Below are 17,906 nucleotides of genomic sequence, written 5' to 3'. Positions count from 1 at the left end.
CACTCATTATTAAATTACAAAACTATAACAATATGGCAGATAAAAACTTTAATAAATTAATTGAAATGGATTCATTTTTAATTAATTATAATAAATCCAATCCCGTAACTCATAGTTTAATTATTTATAAAGACAATAAACTGATATTTGAAAAATATTATAATGGATTTAATGAGAATAAATTAAGCAACCTGAAATCTGTTACCAAAAGTATAACTTCTTTATTAATTGGAATTGCCATCGATAAAAGATTAATAAAAAATGAGAATCAAAAATTAATAGATATTATGCCTGAACTATATAATGGAAATATTGATGAAAGAAAAAAAGAGATTACAATTCGTCATTTGTTGACAATGAGTGCTGGATTTGAATGGAATAACTTTGGAGGTAAATGGAGAACGGGGTGGGACAATTCTAAAAATCAAAATAAATATTTAATTGAAAAAGTACCTTTTAAAAATAATCCTGGAGAAGTCTGGAATTATAATAGTGGTCTTTCTCATCTTTTATCTGGAATAATTAAAAAAGTTTCTGGTGTTAATACATTAGAATTTGCAAGAAAAAATTTATTTGATCCTTTAGACATTAAAAATATTAAATGGGAAAAGTCATCTGATGGAAACGAAAAAGGAAATTCTGAATTATGGTTAAGACCAAAAGACCTTGCAAAAATTGGTTTAATGATTTTAAATGAAGGGAAATGGAATAATAAAAAAATTATAAGTAAAAGCTGGATTGATAAATCAACTAAAAAATATTTTGATGGTTTTCCACAAATTGGTGGTTATGGATATCATTGGCACACAAGAAAATTTGGGAAATACAACTCATATCTCGCTGCAGGATGGGGAGGGCAATTTTTAATTGTTATTCCAGCCAAGAATTTAGTTGTAGTAAATACATCGAAGTGGAATGTTCCAAAATCAACATATATTATTTTTGATGTCATCGAAAAATATTTAATCAATCTGTAATGAATTTATATTTTTTCAACGAAATTTATTTTAATAAAAAAAGTGGGTATTATCATCTACAGCTCACACTTTTTTTTATTCTCTCATTAATTGCTCTTGCTGTTGCATTTCAACATTATTTTATTATTGAACCTAATTCAAAACAACATTTCAGTTTATTCTGGCATATCCCTTTCAATCTCTTTTACTGGTTATTCTGGTTTTTTGTAGCTCCATTAATTTATTTACTGGTTCAAAAGTATGATAAGAATAATTTCAAAGATTTTTTAATTCTTTACATCGTTGTTCCACTCTTTTTTGTAAGCATTCATCAAATTATTTCTGCGGTTATAATCAATCTTGCTTTAAATTATCTTGATTTACAAACTTTGATTTATAGAAGAATCCTGCGAAATCAATGGTTATGGGTTGATATTGTAATTTATTTTATCATAGAAATAGGAATTTATATTGTAGAAAGTCTGGAGAAAAATAAAAAAGAAGAAATTACGTTGTCGAAGCTAAAACATAGTATAACTGAATCACAAATAAATATATTGAGAAATCATATTCATCCACATTTTTTATTTAATACGTTTAATACTTTATCTACTTTGATATTAAAGGGTGATGAAAGTAAAGCATTGAAGTTAATTAAGAGCATAAAAGAATTGCTGGCAAAATCTCTTCGTGAAAATAATAATTCATTAATCCCGCTTTATGAAGAGTTAGATCTTGTTATCAATTATCTCGAAATAGAAAAATTAAGATTTGGAGAAAGACTTAATTATAAAATTAATTATGAGAAAATTAATAATGTGTTTGTACCAAATTTTATACTTCAGCCTTTGGTTGAAAATTCGATACGACACGGAATTGCTAAACAAAATATAAATGGATTAATAGTAATTAACATATCACAAAACAATGAACATTTAAATATTGTTGTAGAAGATAATGGACTTGATGTAGATATGGATAATATATTTTCAGAAAAAGGTCTTGGATTGAAAATAATTAGAAGACAGCTTGAGTATTTTTTTGATAAAGATTTTCAATTCAATTTTAGCAGGTCTGAACTCGGAGGTTTGAAGGTCTTAATTAAATTTCCTGTTATAATATCACAATTAAAAGATGCTAATGCAACAAATAAATGATTTAAAGAAAATAATTGATTTAAAGATATTTCTCCCATTTTTCATTTTGTTGAATTTTATTGCTTTAATAAATTCATTACAAACATATTTTATTTATCACAAAACGATTAATCCTTTTATTCTCCTTTTATTAACCAAGTTAATTTATAACTGGTATTTCATAATCATTGCTTTTGTTGTTTTAATTCTTGTAAGATTACATTTAAAGAGTAATAGACTTAAAATAATAAGTAATGTAGTTATTACTACTTTGATAATTTGTATTCATCAAGCATTGTTATATGGTGTGGAATCATACTTTTTGATAAAGAAAAGCTATAGTAACTTTTATCAGGTAATTTTTTATAATCCACTGGTGTGGCTCGATATTGTAATGGTGATATTTTTTTATCTGGGATTTTATCTTATAAAATATAAAAATCAAGTAAAGGAAAATGAATTAAAGAGTTATCAGTTAAAAGAGAAACTTTCATTAACAAAATTACATGAGTTAAAAAGTAAAATTAATCCAGATTTTTTGCATAATGCACTGGATAAAATTGCCGAGTTTATTAAACACCACAAAACAAAAGATGCCGATAATTTATTGAATGCCACAAGTGATTTTCTAAGAACAACTTTATATCATGAAAGAAGTTATTCTTCCTTAAATCAAGAAATTAATTTTATTGAAAAGTTCTTAATAGTAAAAAGAATAATTACAGGTAGAAAATTGTTTTTAAAGAAAAATGTGAGTGAAGTTTATAATGATCTTTTAATACCATCTTTTTCTTTGCTCTATGCTATAGAAAATCTTGTGAATATTGATGAAGAAATTATCATAGAAATAATTTCAAAAATTGATAGAAATGATTTGATGGTTCTTATAAATTTCAAAACTGAAAATCCCGAAGAAGATTTTGAGCAAAAATTATATGATTTTATAAAAAACAATAACAACATCTATTTAGTTGATAATGACGATAGTTATTCATTAATATTAAGAATTCCATTAATTAAAGAAAATCAACTTGATGAAATTTTAGAAGGTGATTAATTGAAAATAAGAACAATTATAATTGATGATGAACCACATGCAAGAGAAGGTTTAAGAATTCGTTTACAGGAATATGATAGTATTGAAATAATTGAAGAATGTTCTTCTGGAGTTGAAGCAATTGAAAAAATAAATGCTTTGTCTCCAGACCTTATTTTTCTTGATATTCAAATGCCTGAAATGAATGGTTTTGAAGTTTTAAAAAATATTAAGAGTGAAAAAACTCCAGTTGTAATTTTTATTACTGCTTACGATAAATATGCACTTAAAGCATTTGAATTCCATGCAGTTGATTATCTTCTGAAGCCTATTGATAATGTTCGTTTAAAAAATGCACTGGATTATGCCATTAATCATATTCATAATCGTAATGCGAAATATTATTCAGAAAAATTAAAAGCTATTGCAGATGAATATTTAAGTCTAATTTCTGCTCGGGAAAAATTTAAAGCTGAAGAAAAGTTTCTAAATAAAATTCTGGTTAAAAATAAAAATGTAATAAAAGTAATTTCAGTTCCAGATATTTATTGGTTCGAAGCTCATGGTGACTATGTATACATTCATTGTAATTCTGAAAAATATATTTTACTTGATTCTTTATCTGCACTCGAGAAAAAATTAAATCCCGATATGTTTATAAGAATTCATCGTTCATCTATAGTTAATATTGAACAGGTTGAAAAATTAAAACCGAATGAACACGGAGATTTTGAAGTATTTCTGAAAAATGGAACAAAGTTGAAATTAAGCAGAACTTATAAAGAAAATTTCCAGAAAATTTTTGGAAACAAAATATAGCAACAACTTAGCCCTTCTTTTTTGCAACTCATAGAAAATAATTTCATCTGATAGAAATTTTATTTTATCTACCAGCAGACTAATGTAACTTTACCTTAGTACTATTCGTGCAGATAAAAATAGAAACAATAATCTCAGAACTGGAGGCATCATGAAAAAAATATTAACAGTGTTAATTATTTTATTATTAGCTTTTCAGGCTTACTCACAAAATAGAGCCTTTGTTGAGTGGAAATGTGTTCCACCAGATAGCCAGAATGTTTCTGTTGTGCAGGGGAATTTGATTGGATTTCCACAAATTGGTTCGAAAAATTTTGTTGTAAGAAGTTATTCAGGTACAAATGCTGGTCCACTTGGTACAAATCAAAGATGGTGGCCATTTGATGGCACCAATCCAATTTCATGGGGAAATGAAACAGGTCAGGTCGATTCACGTTATGTTCAGTTTTCATTAATGCCAAAGACTGGAAATAGCTTTCATGCAGATTCAATTTCATTATGGCTTGGTGGCGGTGGAACGAGTTATATGCGTGTAAATATTTGGTATTCAATTGGTTCTTCATTTATTAATGCACAAAAGTTAAATACTAATCCGCTTGTACTTGGGAATAATAATGATTCATTATATGTTTTTAAAATCAATGCACAGGTTAATGATGGAGATACACTTTTTGTAAGAATTTATCCCTGGTATGAAAGTTCACCTTCAACATCAAAATACCTTTATATTCAGGATGTAAAAATATGGGGTACAACAAAAGGAAAAACTTATCAAGCTTCTGCCACCTGGCCTTTAACTAATCCAGCTGATGGAGGAACTGGATTTTCAGTTATTACAACTGGACAGATTACAGCACAAGATGAATTTTTCAAGAATACTGAAATTAATCAATATACAGGTCCAAATAACAGTCAAAGAATTAGAATGGCAGGTACAAACAATACCTGGCCTGCTGGTTTAACTGATCAAATAGATTCTGTTTATGTTCAGTTTTCTGTTGCTCCTAAATCTGGCTATACTTTATATGTCAATAAAATATCGCTTGATATGGGTGCAAAAAGTTCGAGTACTTTTAAAGCCAATTTGTGGATTTCAACAAAAGAAGATTTTAGCAATGCAATTAAATTAAATTATCAAACAAGTGACCAATCAGGTCATAATTATCTTAATGCAACTGCATTAGAGCATTTTGAATTTGATGAGAATATAATTGTTAAATCAGGTGAAAAATTTTACTTGAGAATCTATCCATGGCACGAGAGTTCTACTGTTTCAACAGGAAAATATTTGTGTTTACAGAATATTGTAATTGCAGGCGAAGTAGAAGGAAGTCCAGTATTATCAAAAGTTATCTGGCCATATGAAGATGGAGAAGAATTTATAACAACTGGTCCAGTTCTGGGAGAACCTGTTAAATATAGTTCAACTATGAAATTTTATGGAACAACACAATTACCAGATTTAAATGGAAATAATTTGAAATGCGGTGCTATACAAACAGTATCTAAAACCTGGTATGCTGAACCAAATCCAACTGATACATTATATTTTCAATATACAGCTAAACCAAAATTTGGTGGCACTTTTTATGTTGATTCTATTTCACTTTACATGGGGGGCTGGTTCTCAAGTAATCTTAGAGCAGCTGTTTATTATTCAAAAGATTCAACATTCTCTACAAAAAATTTATTGATTAATGATACATCACTTGTTGGAAATAAAGTAAGTAAATATGGAGCTAAATTAGAAGAAACAATTAATACTGGAGAAAAATTTTATCTTAGAATTTATCCACATAATACAAAAGCTGAAGGATGGGCAAAATTAATTGCAGTTGATAGTGTTCAAATTATGGGAACTGTCCTGGGTGTTACAGCAGATCCACCTGTAGTAATAACGAATCAGGTTACAGATATTTCAACTACATTTGCAACTTGCGGTGGAAATATTCCCAATGATGGTGGTGCTATTGTTACATTGAGAGGAGTATGCTGGAATACAACCGGCAATCCAACAATTCAGGATAATAAAACGGAAGATGGTGGTGGTTCCGGTTCATTTGTAAGCAAAATAACAGGATTAAATCCCGGAACAAAATATTTTGTTCGTGCTTATGCTATAAATGAAGCAGGCATTTCTTATGGAGAACAGGTAGAATTCGTAACACTGGATTCATTATCTGTTCCTGTTGTTAAAACAAATCCAATTACGAATATCCTGGCTAAAACAGCAACAAGTGGTGGCGAAGTTCTAAGCTGGGGTGGTGATACAGTAATTGTTAGAGGCATATGCTGGAATAAAACAGGTAATCCAACGATTAATGATTTCAGAACTGAAAATGGTAAAGGACTCGGGAAATTTACCAGCATTTTATATCCTTTAGAACCAAATACTACTTATTATGTTCGTGCTTACGCAATCAATAGTAAAGGAGCCGGTTATGGTGAAGAACTTTCATTTACAACACAACAGTTAGCACCGGCAGTGACTAAAATTGTAGCAAAAGATGGTAGTGGTGATTATACTTCTGTTCAGGCAGCATTTAATGATGTGCCAGATTATTATACGGGTCCCTATACAATTTTTGTGAAGAAAGGAATTTATTATGAAAAACTTTTACTGTCTGCTTCTAAAACTAATGTAATATTAAAAGGGGAAGACCGAGATAGTACAATTTTAAATTATGATGATTATGCCGGGAAAAATAATTTAGGTACTTCAGGTTCTTACAGCGTTGCCATTGATGCAGACGATTTTACTGCAATGAACATAACATTCCAGAATACAATTAAAAATGATGGATCGCATGGTGGTAATGAACAGGCTGTTGCATTGAGAGTAAATGGCGATCGTCAACAATATTTTAATTGTAGATTGCTTGGTTATCAGGATACTTATTATACCTGGGGTGGTAGAGGTGCAGGAAGAATTTATATGAAGAATTGTTACATCGAAGGATCTGTTGATTTTATCTTTGGAAGAGATATTGTTGTATTTGATTCTTGTGAAATTCACATTAACAGAGAAGGTGGAACTCTAACTGCAGCAAGTACAGATGCAGAATCTAAATTTGGTTATGTTTTTAGAGATTGTAAGATTACTGCTGACTCAATAGGTTTTGATGGTAGAAGAATTACATCATTTGTACTGGGAAGACCATGGCAAGCTAAACCAAGAACAGTATTTATAAATTGTTATGAACCTGCTTCTCTAAATCCTGCTGGATGGTCAACCTGGAATGTTACCCCAGCTCTTTATGCAGAATATAAATGTTATGGACCAGGTTCAGACATTTCAAAAAGATTAACTTCTATTTCAAGACAATTAACAGATGAGGAAGCGAAAGAATATACACTTCAAAATATTTTCTCTAAAAATACAAATCCAAATTTTGGGTATGATTGGATGCCAGATGTTATAACTGCAGTAGAAGAATCTGAAGCAAATACTAAAGTAATTCCAGAGAATTATTCCTTATCACAAAATTATCCCAATCCATTTAATCCAACCACAACAATAAATTATACTCTTCCAAAAGTCACAAAAGTACAGTTGTTTATTTTTAATGTTTTAGGAGAACGAGTTACTACACTGGTTAATGAAATTCAAAATCCTGGTTATTATAAAATTCAATTTGATGCATCCAGACTTTCAAGTGGAGTATATTTTTATCAAATTATCACCGATGATTTTGTAATGACAAAGAAAATGATTCTATTGAAATAAGGAAGTGCGTTTTAAGTAATATTTAATTCAGGGCTATTCAATACAATAATTTTGAATAGCCCTATAAAATTATTATGAGGTTGAAATGAAAATAAAAGTATTATTCATGTTTTTATTACCAGCTTTAATTTATTCTCAAGATAATATTATACGAGATACTTCATTTACAATTAATTCGGCTTATGAAAAAATTAAAGAAGAATTTCCTTTTGCAAAACCTGCAACAGTAAATAAAGAAATCACAATAAAAAGTAATATTATCTATTATCAAGAAGGTAAGAGAAATTTGCACCTTGATTTATTTTTTCCAGAATCATTAAATAAAAAAATGCCATGTATTATAATTATTCATGGTGGTGGATGGCGTTCGGGTCACAAAGAAATGGAATGGGCAATAGCTTCTAATATTGCATCTAAAAATTTTGTTACTGCTACAATTGAATATAGACTTTCAACAGAAGCTTTGTATCCAGCTGCAGTGTTGGACATCAAAAATGCAATTTTATGGATTAAAGAGAATTCAGAAAAATTTAATATTGATACAAATAAAATTATTTTAATGGGACAATCAGCTGGTGGACAATTAGCAGCTCTTGCCGGTGTAACCTGTGGAATAAAAAAATTTGAACCAGTATCGAAAAAACATTCTACAAAAATCATGGCTATTATTGATATAGATGGTGTGCTTGATATGACCACTCCTTCTGAAAGTGGAAAAGATACAATTCCATCTAAACCATCTGCTGCTAAAATGTGGCTTGGCTTTACTTACAAAGAAAAACCAGAAATCTGGAAAGAAGCTTCTCCATTAACTTATATAAGTAAAAATACTCCACCAATGCTATTTATAAACAGTTCAATTCCAAGATTTCATGCTGGTAGAGATGAAGCTATAGAAATATTAAAACAATATAATATTTATTCCGAAGTGCACACATTAGAAAATACTCCCCATACTTTCTGGCTTTTTAATCCATGGCAGGAAAAAGTTATAAATATAATTGTGAGTTTTGTTAATAAAATTTCGCAGGAAGCAAAATAGTTAAACATTTTTTTGATTCAGATCATAAGTGATGATTAAAGAAAAATTTTTGACATTCGATAATTAAGAAAAAAGATAGAAGTATGGAGCCAATTAAAAACGAAAATTTCTTTCTGAGAGCATTATTTCAGCAAATACATAACGATAAAGATTATTTAATTAAAAGTACTTATCCAAAAGATACAGCTGAAATTTCTAATACTGCAAAAGTTTTTGATAAGTTAGATAAGTTTTTAAATCTTGGCAAATCGAATAGACTTGATATTGATGATTTGAATGATAAAGAAAAAGAAGAATTTATGAAGATGCTTGCAGAGTTATTAAAAAGGGGCATTGTTGGATATGAAATTCTTGAAGTAAATGGAAGACCTGAGAAACATTACATCGTAAATCAAATTGGTAACGAAAGAATTTATGGTGCAAAACTTTATAAGAGAAAAGGATATTATAATGACTAAGCAATTACATTAATCAGAGTACCGGGATCTCTTGGTATGTTAATTCGATAAGCTTTATTAATTCTTCTTTCCATGTAAGATAGATTTTTTTGATAATTATCTGGTTGTATTAACATCCCATCAATAATAATATAAAATCCCTTTTCGTTTTTTGATTCTTCAGCTTTTTTAAATTCTTCTTTGCTAAAATTAAATGAAGAAAACTGCTTCTTTTCTTTTTTACTGGATACTTTTTTAGTTTCATTAAAAATATTTTTAGTCTCCAGTAACTGTGCTACGGGAGTATTTTCCTGGAATCTTAATTCATTAAGATGTTTTTCTTTATCAAGATTTTCAGTAACTACGGTAAATTTTTTATCATCAGAAAAGTTCTTAAGAAGTGAATTGTATTCAGATTCTTTTTTGACTTCGTGTATGTGTTTAATACTTGCAGAATTAATCTTTGCTTCGAGATATTCACCAACAGGCTGTATGATATATTGATTATTGATTGTCATCTAAATCTTTAATTTTGGTTGCATAATAAGTTAATTGAGAAATATTATCAAGAATTTTTTTAAAGAAATTTATACCAATGGATTAATAATTAAAATTGGTTACACAATTTCAATTAATTCTTCTGTCACATTTTTTTCTTTATCAATAGAGAAACATTTTAGTTTATCTTCCGATACCGAATATATTAAGTATTTAATAGATGTATCGTTAGCAAGTCGAATATCTTCCTTTGACATTCTTGCAGGTGAAGCCGGATGCGAATGATAAACAGCAATTAAATTAGCTCCTTTTTGCCGTGCATATTTTACAGCCTGAAATTGTTCCTTTGGATCGAAAGTAAAATGTTCATTTGATTTATCGATGTTTGTCATTTTAATTATATCAATTACATTTTCATCGTTTCCAACCAGATAACCGCATGCTTCAAGTGGATAATCGTTTTTACTATGTTCAATTATTTTATTGTATATGGCTTGAGGTATTTTAATCATAATTAACCCTTTTCAATTTTTACCAGGTAAATATCATCCTGAATATTTTTTATTTCTAAAACTTTATTTCCCTGTTCAATAACAGTTTTTGGAACATTTTCAAGTGGTTCTCCTTCTTTTAGAACAACTTCAAGTATATCACCTTTACTAAGTTTTTCGAGTTCAAGTTTAGTTTTTACAAATGTCATGGGGCAATGTTCTTTTGTTATATCTAATTTAAAAGTTTTCATATGAATAAAATTTCACCTCCTTCAGAAAGATTTAAGAATTTTGCAACTCCAAGGATTTCTTTAACTTCTGGTATAAAGTCATCTTTTTTTAATCCAAGAATATTTATTGACATTTCGCATGCATATAAATTTACATTTAGTTGAATTGCAGCATTTATTAATTCTTCTAACGTTGCAACATTTCTTTTTCTCATTAAATTTGTCATTAGTTTTGGACTTAATCCTGCAAAGTTCAATCTACTCAAAGGTAAATTTTTAAATCCACCCATCAAAAAATTAAATGTTCTTGCAAGTAAGCCTTTACCAATTGCATTGCGATGTTTTATTTTTTTAATCACATTCAGACCCCAGAAAGTAAAAAACATATTTACATCGTAATTTACAGCTGCAGCGCCAGAAGCTATTGTAAAGGCTGCAATTGCCTTATCAAAATCTCCGCTAAAAAGTACTATAGAAATTTTCTTTTTATCTGCCATAACAATTCTCCTTATAATTTTAGTTCACAAACGGGCTGTTCATAATCCTGCAGCTCTTTAATAGTTGGGTTTTTTCCACATACAGGGCAATTTTCGTTTCTCTTTAATTTAATTTCCCGGAATTGAGTAGTAAGAGCATTAAATGTAAGTAGTTTATTAGTTAATAAATCTCCTTTTTGAAGAATATATTTTAATGCTTCAACAGCCTGGATTGTACCTATTACACCAGCAACTGCTCCAAGAATACCAGCTTCGCTGCAGGTTGGTACAACTCCTTTTGGAGGTGGTTCTTTGAAAATGCATCTATAGCACATATTGCCGGGAGTATAAGTAAATGTTTGACCTTCGAATCTCAAGATACCTGCATGAGAAAAAGGTTTATTATTCATTACACATGCATCATTAACTAAGAATTTTGTAGGAAAGTTATCTGTTCCATCAATTATAAAATCATAATCTTTAATAATCTCAACAATATTTTTTGAAGTAAGTCTTTCATTGTATGTAATAACGTTTACGTCGGGATTAAGCTGTTGAATTTTAGATTTAGCCGAATCAACTTTTGGAATATTTATGTCTGGAGTAAAATGAATGATTTGTCGTTGAAGATTGCTTAAATCTACAACATCGCTATCGATTATACCTAATGTACCTATTCCGGCTGCGGCAAGATAGAGCAAAACAGGAGAACCTAAACCTCCGGCTCCAATAACAAGTACTTTTGATTCGAGTAATTTTTTTTGTCCTTCGCCGCCAACTTCTTTTAGAATTATATTTCTGCTATATCTGATAATTTGTTCTTCACTAAAATTCATTTGTGAATCTCCTATTAAATTTTTTCTAATGCTTGATTAAAATCTTCAATTATGTCATTAATATTTTCTAATCCAACAGAAACTCTAATCATTTTTTCGTTTACACCAGCTAAGTTTTTTTCTTCTTGTGTACAATTAAGATAAATTGTAGAATCTGGATGAATTACCAATGTACGTGTATCACCAATATTAGCTAAGTTTTTAGCAAGCTTTAGATTATTAATGAAATTAAAACATTCTTCTTTTGAGTTAAGAAAGAATGTTAATAGTCCACTAAATTTATTATTGAATTGCTGTCTACCAGTTTCATGAAATTTATGAACTTGGAGTCCTGGATAATTTACATCAACTACTTTTTGATTTGATTTCAAAAACTCAGCAAGCTTTAATGCATTTTCACAATGTTTATCCATTCTAAGAGGTAAAGTTTCAATACCAATTAAATTAAGAAATGCACTAAATGGAGAAGGTGCAAATCCTATATTTTGATAGATCTTTGACCTTGCAGTAGCTAAAAAAGCAAAGTTACCTGCTTTTGAACTCATTTCTTTTATTTTTTCATTGGTAGATTTTTTCCAATCATAATTTCCTGTGTCTATTAATATGCCGCCAATTGTTGTACCATTACCAGAAATATATTTGGTTGTTGAGTGAACAATAATATCTGCTCCGAAATATTTTGCACGCCATAAGTAAGGTGTAGGTACAGTATTATCAACAATAACCGGAATATTATGTTCATGTGCAATTTTAGAAATTGTTTTTAAATCGGGTATTTCAAGTTTAGGATTACTGATTGATTCAAAGAAAATTAGTTTGGTTTTTTTATTAATAAGTTTTTTCCACGAATCAATATCGTTAATATTTACGTAATGAACTTTTACTCCATATTTTTTCATTATCTCATTAAAGAATAAATATGTTCCCCCGAATAAACAATCTGAAGAAATTATTTCATCTTCCTGTTCGGTAAGAGTAAAGAATACAGTAGCAATAGCAGACATACCCGAAGCAGTTGCAATTGAACCAATTCCTTCTTCGAGTGCATTCATTCTGAGTTCGAATGCTGTAACTGTAGGATTTGAAATTCTCGAGTATACATAGCCAAATTTTTTTCCTTCGAATACTTCGCTTAAGTCTTCAGCTGTCTTATAAGCAAATGAAGCACTTCCATAAATTGGGAAAAAAGTTGCACCAAATTTTTCTTCTTGAGCAAATCCCGAATGGATTGCTTTTGTTTCAAATTCCATTGTTTCCACCACCCATGAAATATAAAAATTCAATTGTATCAGAATTTTGTAATTCTATTTTATCGTAATCTTTGCGATCAATTATTTCACCATTTAATTCAACAGATACCATTTCGGGCATCTGAACATCTTTTAATTTGAGTAATTCACTAACTGTTAGTTTTTCTTTATTGATAATTTCTTTTTTTCCATTGATAGTTAATTCCATAATCTCCTCCTTAAATTAAGATGTAAAAAATGAGATTGATAAATATCTTTCTCCAGTATCTGGAAAAATTACAACAATTAATTTGTCTTTATTTTCTTTTCTATTTGCAACTTGAAGAGCTGCATACATAGCAGCACCACTTGAAATTCCTACAAGTATCCCTTCTTCTTTTATAATTCTTTTAGCCATATTTAATGCATCTTCGTTTTTTACTTTTATGATTTCATCAATAATATTGACATTCAATACTTCTGGTATAAATCCAGCTCCAATTCCCTGAATCATATGTGGACCGGGTTTATCACCTGAAAGAACAGCTGAACTATATGGTTCGACTGCAATAGTTTTTAATTCTGGCTTTCTTTGTTTTAATACTTCAGAAACACCGGTTATAGTGCCTCCGGTTCCAACACCAGCAATAAAAATATCAATCTTTCCATCTGTATCATTCCAGATTTCTTCTGCAGTAGTTTTTCTGTGTATTTCTGGATTAGCAGGATTCTTGAATTGATAAGGCATAAAGGAATTTTTTGTGTTCTTTAATATTTCTTCTGCTTTATCAATTGAACCCTGCATTCCTTTTTCTGCTGGTGTAAGAATAACTTCTGCTCCAAATAATTCAAGTAATTTTTTTCTTTCAATGCTCATAGATTCAGGCATAGTTATGATTACTTTATATCCTTTTGCAGCTGCTACGAAAGCGAGTGCTAATCCAGTATTACCTGAAGTTGGTTCAACAATTATAGTATCTTTATTGATTAAACCTTTTTGTTCGGCATCTTCGATCATCGAAACACCAATTCTATCTTTAACAGAAGCACATGGATTAAACGATTCTAATTTTGCTACGACAGTTGCTTCTGAGTCTTTAGTTATTTTATTAATTTTAACCAGAGGTGTATTGCCGATTAATTTTGTTATGTCTTCTGCAATTCTCATGTTTTTCTCTTTTATTTCTTAACAAAAATTTTCCAGAAATGTTCATTTAGTTTTTCCTGTAATAAAATTTGGTGTCCATCCTGTTTTAATGATTGCGGGACATTTTTTATTGGTTCCCCATTATCTAAAATAACTTCGAGAATTTGGCCACTTTGCATAGTTTCGAGCTTAAGTTTTGTTTTAACATAATTAAAAGGGCATTGAACACCTTTAAGATCTAAAGTTTCATCAGGTTTAATATCAGTCATTGTTATCCTCCGTAATTTTTGCACATTCCATAATTTTTAAGTTTGGCAATAATCGCATATAAGATTTATCAGAATCTTTTACAAATTCTTTTGTATAGTTGAGTATTTCAATTGCATTAATTTCGTTATCTGATGAATATTTCCAGATGAAATATTTTTCTTTAATATCAGACCAATCGTTGCATAACCAGTGTTTTATGTTAATTCTTTCTACAAACTCATTGAGTATTTCATCTTCAGAAGTTGGTTCAATTCCTTCAAGATATACATACATCTTAGCACATTTGAGTATTGAATCCAGGCATTTTTCTTTTACAGCAGACCAGTTTTTAGCTTTAATATCATCTTCGGCTTCATAAATATTTCTAATTGAATCATAAAGATTTATTGCCATGATGTCGAGAAGACTTCCAGCACACTCACCACGTGATTCAGCTTCCATTTTGAATTCTGATTCAATACCTGGTTCATGGAAATAATCGTAATTATCTTTTTCAACAGTTGAATTTTTTATTAATAATTTTCTGAAAGTGTCAATTCCAATTCTATCGACAAATTCATAAAATTTTTCACCATCTAATTTTTGTTCATTCCATAATTGAACAATATCTTTAACAAATAAGTGCGCATTTAATGCAGGTATTTTACCAATTACCTGTCCAATTCTATTACTCTGATAAAAAACATTTCCTCCAAGCAATACAACATAATGTGGCGAAAGTTTTCCATCGACTTTAAGCGATGCACCAAAAAATCCAATATCACCAATATGATGTTGACCACATGAATTTGGACATCCTGAAATATGAATACGCAATCCATGAAGTTCATCAATGTTTTTACCAATATGTTCTGCAAAATTGTATGGATGAGTAACAGCAAGGCGACAGGAAAATGCACCCGGGCATGAGACAATTTCTTGCATTGCCTCAGTTTCTTCTCCAATAAATTTATTTTCTTTTAAGAAGTGAAATGCATCTTTTAAGAATTTTTCTTCGATCCAGGGTATTAATAATTTTTGTGTTGGAGTAATTCTTACATAACCTGCACCGTATGAATCTGAGAAATTGGCTATTATGTTTAATTTCTCTGCATTTAAATTTCCAAGTGGTGGTTTTACAAAAAGTGCAAAGTAACCATCTTGCTTTTGTTTAATTGTATATTTTTTAATAAAAGTATTCCAGAGAGCATCTTTTTCAAAATCATAATTTGAATATAATGGCAATTTAATTCTTGAGGTATTTATGGGACCATCACTGCGACCATTTTTTGTTGGAGCAGGTAATGGAAAATCCTGAACATATTTTTCGAGTTCATTATTTATTCTTCTAAAATTTTTAAGTGAAATAAATTCTTTTATAACCAGATCTTTGAAATTTTCAAAACCAATTCTGGCAATTAAAAATTTCATTCTTGCACGGTTTCTATTTTTTCTTTCTTCAGTTCCATATTTATGGAACACTCTTAAAATAGCTTCAGCTAGTGGATAAAAATCTGATACCGATACAAAATCAAAGAGAGGATAAGCTGTCATAGGTACCGAACCGAGTCCACCACCAACATAAACTTTAAATCCATACTGTAAGTCATTACCATTTTTTTGTATTTGTGCAATGCAACCAATATCATGAATTCTTGAATAAGCTAAATCCTGTTCACTTTCCGAGAAAGTAATTTTAAATTTTCTTGGTAGTGTAGAAGAAAGTGGATGTCGTAAAAAATATCTTGTGCAAAATATAGCATAAGGAAGAACATCAAAATATTCTTCTGGATTAATTCCCGATAAATATGAAGAAGTTATATTTCGTACACTATTACCGCATGCTTCTTTTGCTGTAATACCAACATCTGCAAGTAGACGTAATATTGTAGGGATGTCGTCAATTTTTATAAAATGTAATTGAATATCCTGTCGTGTTGTTAAATGTGCATGTTGTGAACCAACATATTTTTCAACAATTGAAGCAATTTGTCTTAGTTGTTCTGAGAGAATAAAACCACTCGGAATTTTAATTCTTTGCATGTGGATTCCCTCGCCATGATGCCTTACACCATAAGTTCCAAAAGTAAGACGATATCCTTTAAATCTTTCAGGGTGGATTTCCTGGTTTTTTAATTTGTGGATTATCTCTTCATATTCATTAATTTCACTATAAACATCAAATCCACTATTAATGTCTATTTGTTCCCAAATTTTTATTTGTGTCATAATAACACCCTTTCTTTTTTTAATAAATCATTACTTGAAGTTTCGGTTGAAAGGTAATTTAATTCATTAAATCCAGCTTCGTAATGTGGGAGTATATTTGAGTATTTAATTACTTCACCGAATATTAAAACAGCAGGAGAAGTTGCTTCTTTAGAAAGTGCAATTAGATTTTCAAGATTGCCAGTAAAAACTTTTTGATTGCTGCTTGCAGCATTTGAGACAATAGCAACAGGTAAATTTTTATCGATGCCTGAATTAATTGCATAATGATAAATATTTTCAACCTGTGTTAAACCCATCAAAACAATTGTAGTATGATTTTTTCTTTTTAATAGTTCTATCCAAGAACTGTCAAAAGCTCCACCACTAACGTGTCCAGTAACAACTGAAACTGAATTTGCGAATCCTCTTGAAGTAGGTGGTATTCCAGCTGCTAATGGTGCAGCAAAAGCCGAAGAGATACCGGGAATAATTTCAACATCGATATTGTTATTTATTAAAAATTCTGCTTCTTCTGCACCTCTACCGAATATAAAAGGATCTCCATTTTTTAATCTGCCCACTTTCATTCCTTTTAATGCAAATTCCAGTAATAAATTATTAATTTCATCTTGTGATAAAGAGTGTTTTCCTTTGCATTTCCCTACATAAATTTTTTTTGTTTTCTTAGGAAGTATGTCTAATATTTCATCATCAATAAGATGATCATAAAAAACTATATCGAGATATTGTAAAGTTTTAAATGCTTTTATTGTTAAAAAGTCAACTCCTCCAATACCGCAACCAATGATATAAACTTTTCCAAATAAACGTAATGTTTCTTTTTTGGTTTCTTCAATTTCAATTTTTGAATTAATCCTTTCATATAATTTTTTCTCTGCAAATTCTCCGAGTCTATCAGGTAATAATTGTTTTATTTTATCTCTAACTATTTGAGTTAAAGTTGGACTGGCACCATCACTTGATACGGCTATTTTTAAATTTTTATACAAAAGTAAAGATGAAAAGTAAAAATCACATTCTTCAGGTACATCAACTGTATTGACAAGAATAAATCTTTCTTTCTTAATTTCATTGATTATATTTTTTACTTCATCATTTCCAGTTGCATTTATAATTATATTGAAATTATCTGCATCACTCTTTTCAAATTTCTTTTGCTTGTATGGAATATTGAAATATTTTAATTCTTCACAAACTTTCTCTGCTATAATAAAGAATTCAATTTCGTTTTCTATTAATACTTTAGCTTTTTGAAAAGCTACATTACCACCGCCAATCAGTAAAATTTTTGGATTTCTTAATAAAATTGGCAATGAATTTATTTTATATTTATTTATCTTTTCCATGAGAACTACCTTTAATAGG

The 17,906-nt window shown here is 29.5% G+C and carries 18 protein-coding genes; 7 read left to right on the top strand and 11 right to left on the bottom strand.

The genetic code is table 11. From position 1 onward, the window contains the following. Positions 1-32: 32 nt before the first annotated feature. From VJY38_RS03715 to VJY38_RS03685, 7 genes are all read left to right on the top strand, one after another. The gene (locus tag VJY38_RS03715; RefSeq protein ID WP_353679321.1) at positions 33-977 is read left to right on the top strand and encodes a serine hydrolase domain-containing protein; all 945 of its coding nucleotides are present in this window, start codon (positions 33-35) and stop codon (positions 975-977) included. Beyond that, complete coding sequence (locus tag VJY38_RS03710; protein ID WP_353679320.1) at positions 977-2,113, top strand: sensor histidine kinase; 1,137 nt, start codon at positions 977-979, stop codon at positions 2,111-2,113. Before VJY38_RS03715 ends, VJY38_RS03710 begins: the two co-directional genes overlap by 1 nt. Further along, complete coding sequence (locus VJY38_RS03705; RefSeq protein WP_353679319.1) at positions 2,097-3,149, top strand: histidine kinase; 1,053 nt, start codon at positions 2,097-2,099, stop codon at positions 3,147-3,149. The genes VJY38_RS03710 and VJY38_RS03705 overlap by 17 nt, the downstream gene beginning before the upstream one ends. Next, positions 3,150-3,947 carry a LytR/AlgR family response regulator transcription factor gene (locus tag VJY38_RS03700; RefSeq protein ID WP_353679318.1) on the top strand — a complete coding sequence of 266 codons (798 nt, stop codon included), beginning with the start codon at positions 3,150-3,152 and terminating at the stop codon, positions 3,945-3,947. It abuts the gene before it with no gap. Positions 3,948-4,098: 151 nt separating this feature from the next. Continuing rightward, complete coding sequence (locus tag VJY38_RS03695) at positions 4,099-7,674, top strand: pectinesterase family protein (RefSeq protein ID WP_353679317.1); 3,576 nt, start codon at positions 4,099-4,101, stop codon at positions 7,672-7,674. 85 nt (positions 7,675-7,759) lie between these two features. Beyond that, positions 7,760-8,716 (top strand): alpha/beta hydrolase fold domain-containing protein, encoded by a 957-nt coding sequence (locus VJY38_RS03690; RefSeq protein ID WP_353679316.1) that lies wholly within the window; start codon positions 7,760-7,762, stop codon positions 8,714-8,716. Positions 8,717-8,799: 83 nt separating this feature from the next. After that, entirely contained in the window at positions 8,800-9,174 is a 375-nt protein-coding gene (locus VJY38_RS03685) for a hypothetical protein (protein WP_353679315.1), read from the top strand. On the opposite strand, the gene VJY38_RS03680 is transcribed toward VJY38_RS03685, so the two are convergent. From VJY38_RS03680 to cobA, 11 genes are all read right to left on the bottom strand, one after another. Then, a complete protein-coding gene (locus VJY38_RS03680) occupies positions 9,171-9,671 on the bottom strand; it encodes a hypothetical protein (protein WP_353679314.1) in 501 nt (166 codons plus the stop codon). The genes VJY38_RS03685 and VJY38_RS03680 overlap by 4 nt on opposite strands. A gap of 99 nt (positions 9,672-9,770) precedes the next feature. Next, a complete protein-coding gene (locus VJY38_RS03675; RefSeq protein WP_353679313.1) occupies positions 9,771-10,163 on the bottom strand; it encodes a M67 family metallopeptidase in 393 nt (130 codons plus the stop codon). Positions 10,164-10,165: 2 nt separating this feature from the next. Further along, positions 10,166-10,393 carry a sulfurtransferase TusA family protein gene (locus tag VJY38_RS03670; RefSeq protein ID WP_353679312.1) on the bottom strand — a complete coding sequence of 76 codons (228 nt, stop codon included), beginning with the start codon at positions 10,391-10,393 and terminating at the stop codon, positions 10,166-10,168. Beyond that, positions 10,390-10,869: a DsrE/DsrF/DrsH-like family protein gene (locus tag VJY38_RS03665; protein WP_353679311.1), complete on the bottom strand. Its 480-nt coding sequence runs from the start codon at positions 10,867-10,869 to the stop codon at positions 10,390-10,392. The genes VJY38_RS03670 and VJY38_RS03665 overlap by 4 nt, the downstream gene beginning before the upstream one ends. Before the next feature lie 11 nt (positions 10,870-10,880). Then, entirely contained in the window at positions 10,881-11,684 is an 804-nt protein-coding gene (locus VJY38_RS03660; RefSeq protein WP_353679310.1) for a HesA/MoeB/ThiF family protein, read from the bottom strand. Positions 11,685-11,698: 14 nt separating this feature from the next. Continuing rightward, a complete protein-coding gene (locus VJY38_RS03655; protein ID WP_353679309.1) occupies positions 11,699-12,934 on the bottom strand; it encodes an O-acetylhomoserine aminocarboxypropyltransferase/cysteine synthase family protein in 1,236 nt (411 codons plus the stop codon). Beyond that, positions 12,924-13,142 carry a sulfur carrier protein ThiS gene (gene thiS / locus VJY38_RS03650; protein WP_353679308.1) on the bottom strand — a complete coding sequence of 73 codons (219 nt, stop codon included), beginning with the start codon at positions 13,140-13,142 and terminating at the stop codon, positions 12,924-12,926. The genes VJY38_RS03655 and thiS overlap by 11 nt, the downstream gene beginning before the upstream one ends. A gap of 15 nt (positions 13,143-13,157) precedes the next feature. Further along, positions 13,158-14,081, bottom strand: a complete 924-nt coding sequence (gene cysK / locus VJY38_RS03645) for a cysteine synthase A (protein WP_353679307.1) — start codon at positions 14,079-14,081, stop codon at positions 13,158-13,160. An 11-nt stretch (positions 14,082-14,092) separates the two neighbouring features. Beyond that, positions 14,093-14,329 (bottom strand): sulfurtransferase TusA family protein, encoded by a 237-nt coding sequence (locus VJY38_RS03640; protein ID WP_353679306.1) that lies wholly within the window; start codon positions 14,327-14,329, stop codon positions 14,093-14,095. After that, positions 14,322-16,538 (bottom strand): nitrite/sulfite reductase, encoded by a 2,217-nt coding sequence (locus VJY38_RS03635; protein WP_353679305.1) that lies wholly within the window; start codon positions 16,536-16,538, stop codon positions 14,322-14,324. The genes VJY38_RS03640 and VJY38_RS03635 overlap by 8 nt, the downstream gene beginning before the upstream one ends. Beyond that, positions 16,535-17,887: a uroporphyrinogen-III C-methyltransferase gene (cobA, locus tag VJY38_RS03630; protein ID WP_353679304.1), complete on the bottom strand. Its 1,353-nt coding sequence runs from the start codon at positions 17,885-17,887 to the stop codon at positions 16,535-16,537. Before cobA ends, VJY38_RS03635 begins: the two co-directional genes overlap by 4 nt. Positions 17,888-17,906: the final 19 nt, after the last annotated feature.

It is taken from the genome of Rosettibacter firmus, assembly GCF_036860695.1.
GTDB classification, from domain to species: Bacteria; Bacteroidota; Ignavibacteria; order Ignavibacteriales; family Melioribacteraceae; genus Rosettibacter; species Rosettibacter firmus.
This window is presented reverse-complemented; position numbering and strand designations above follow the sequence as displayed.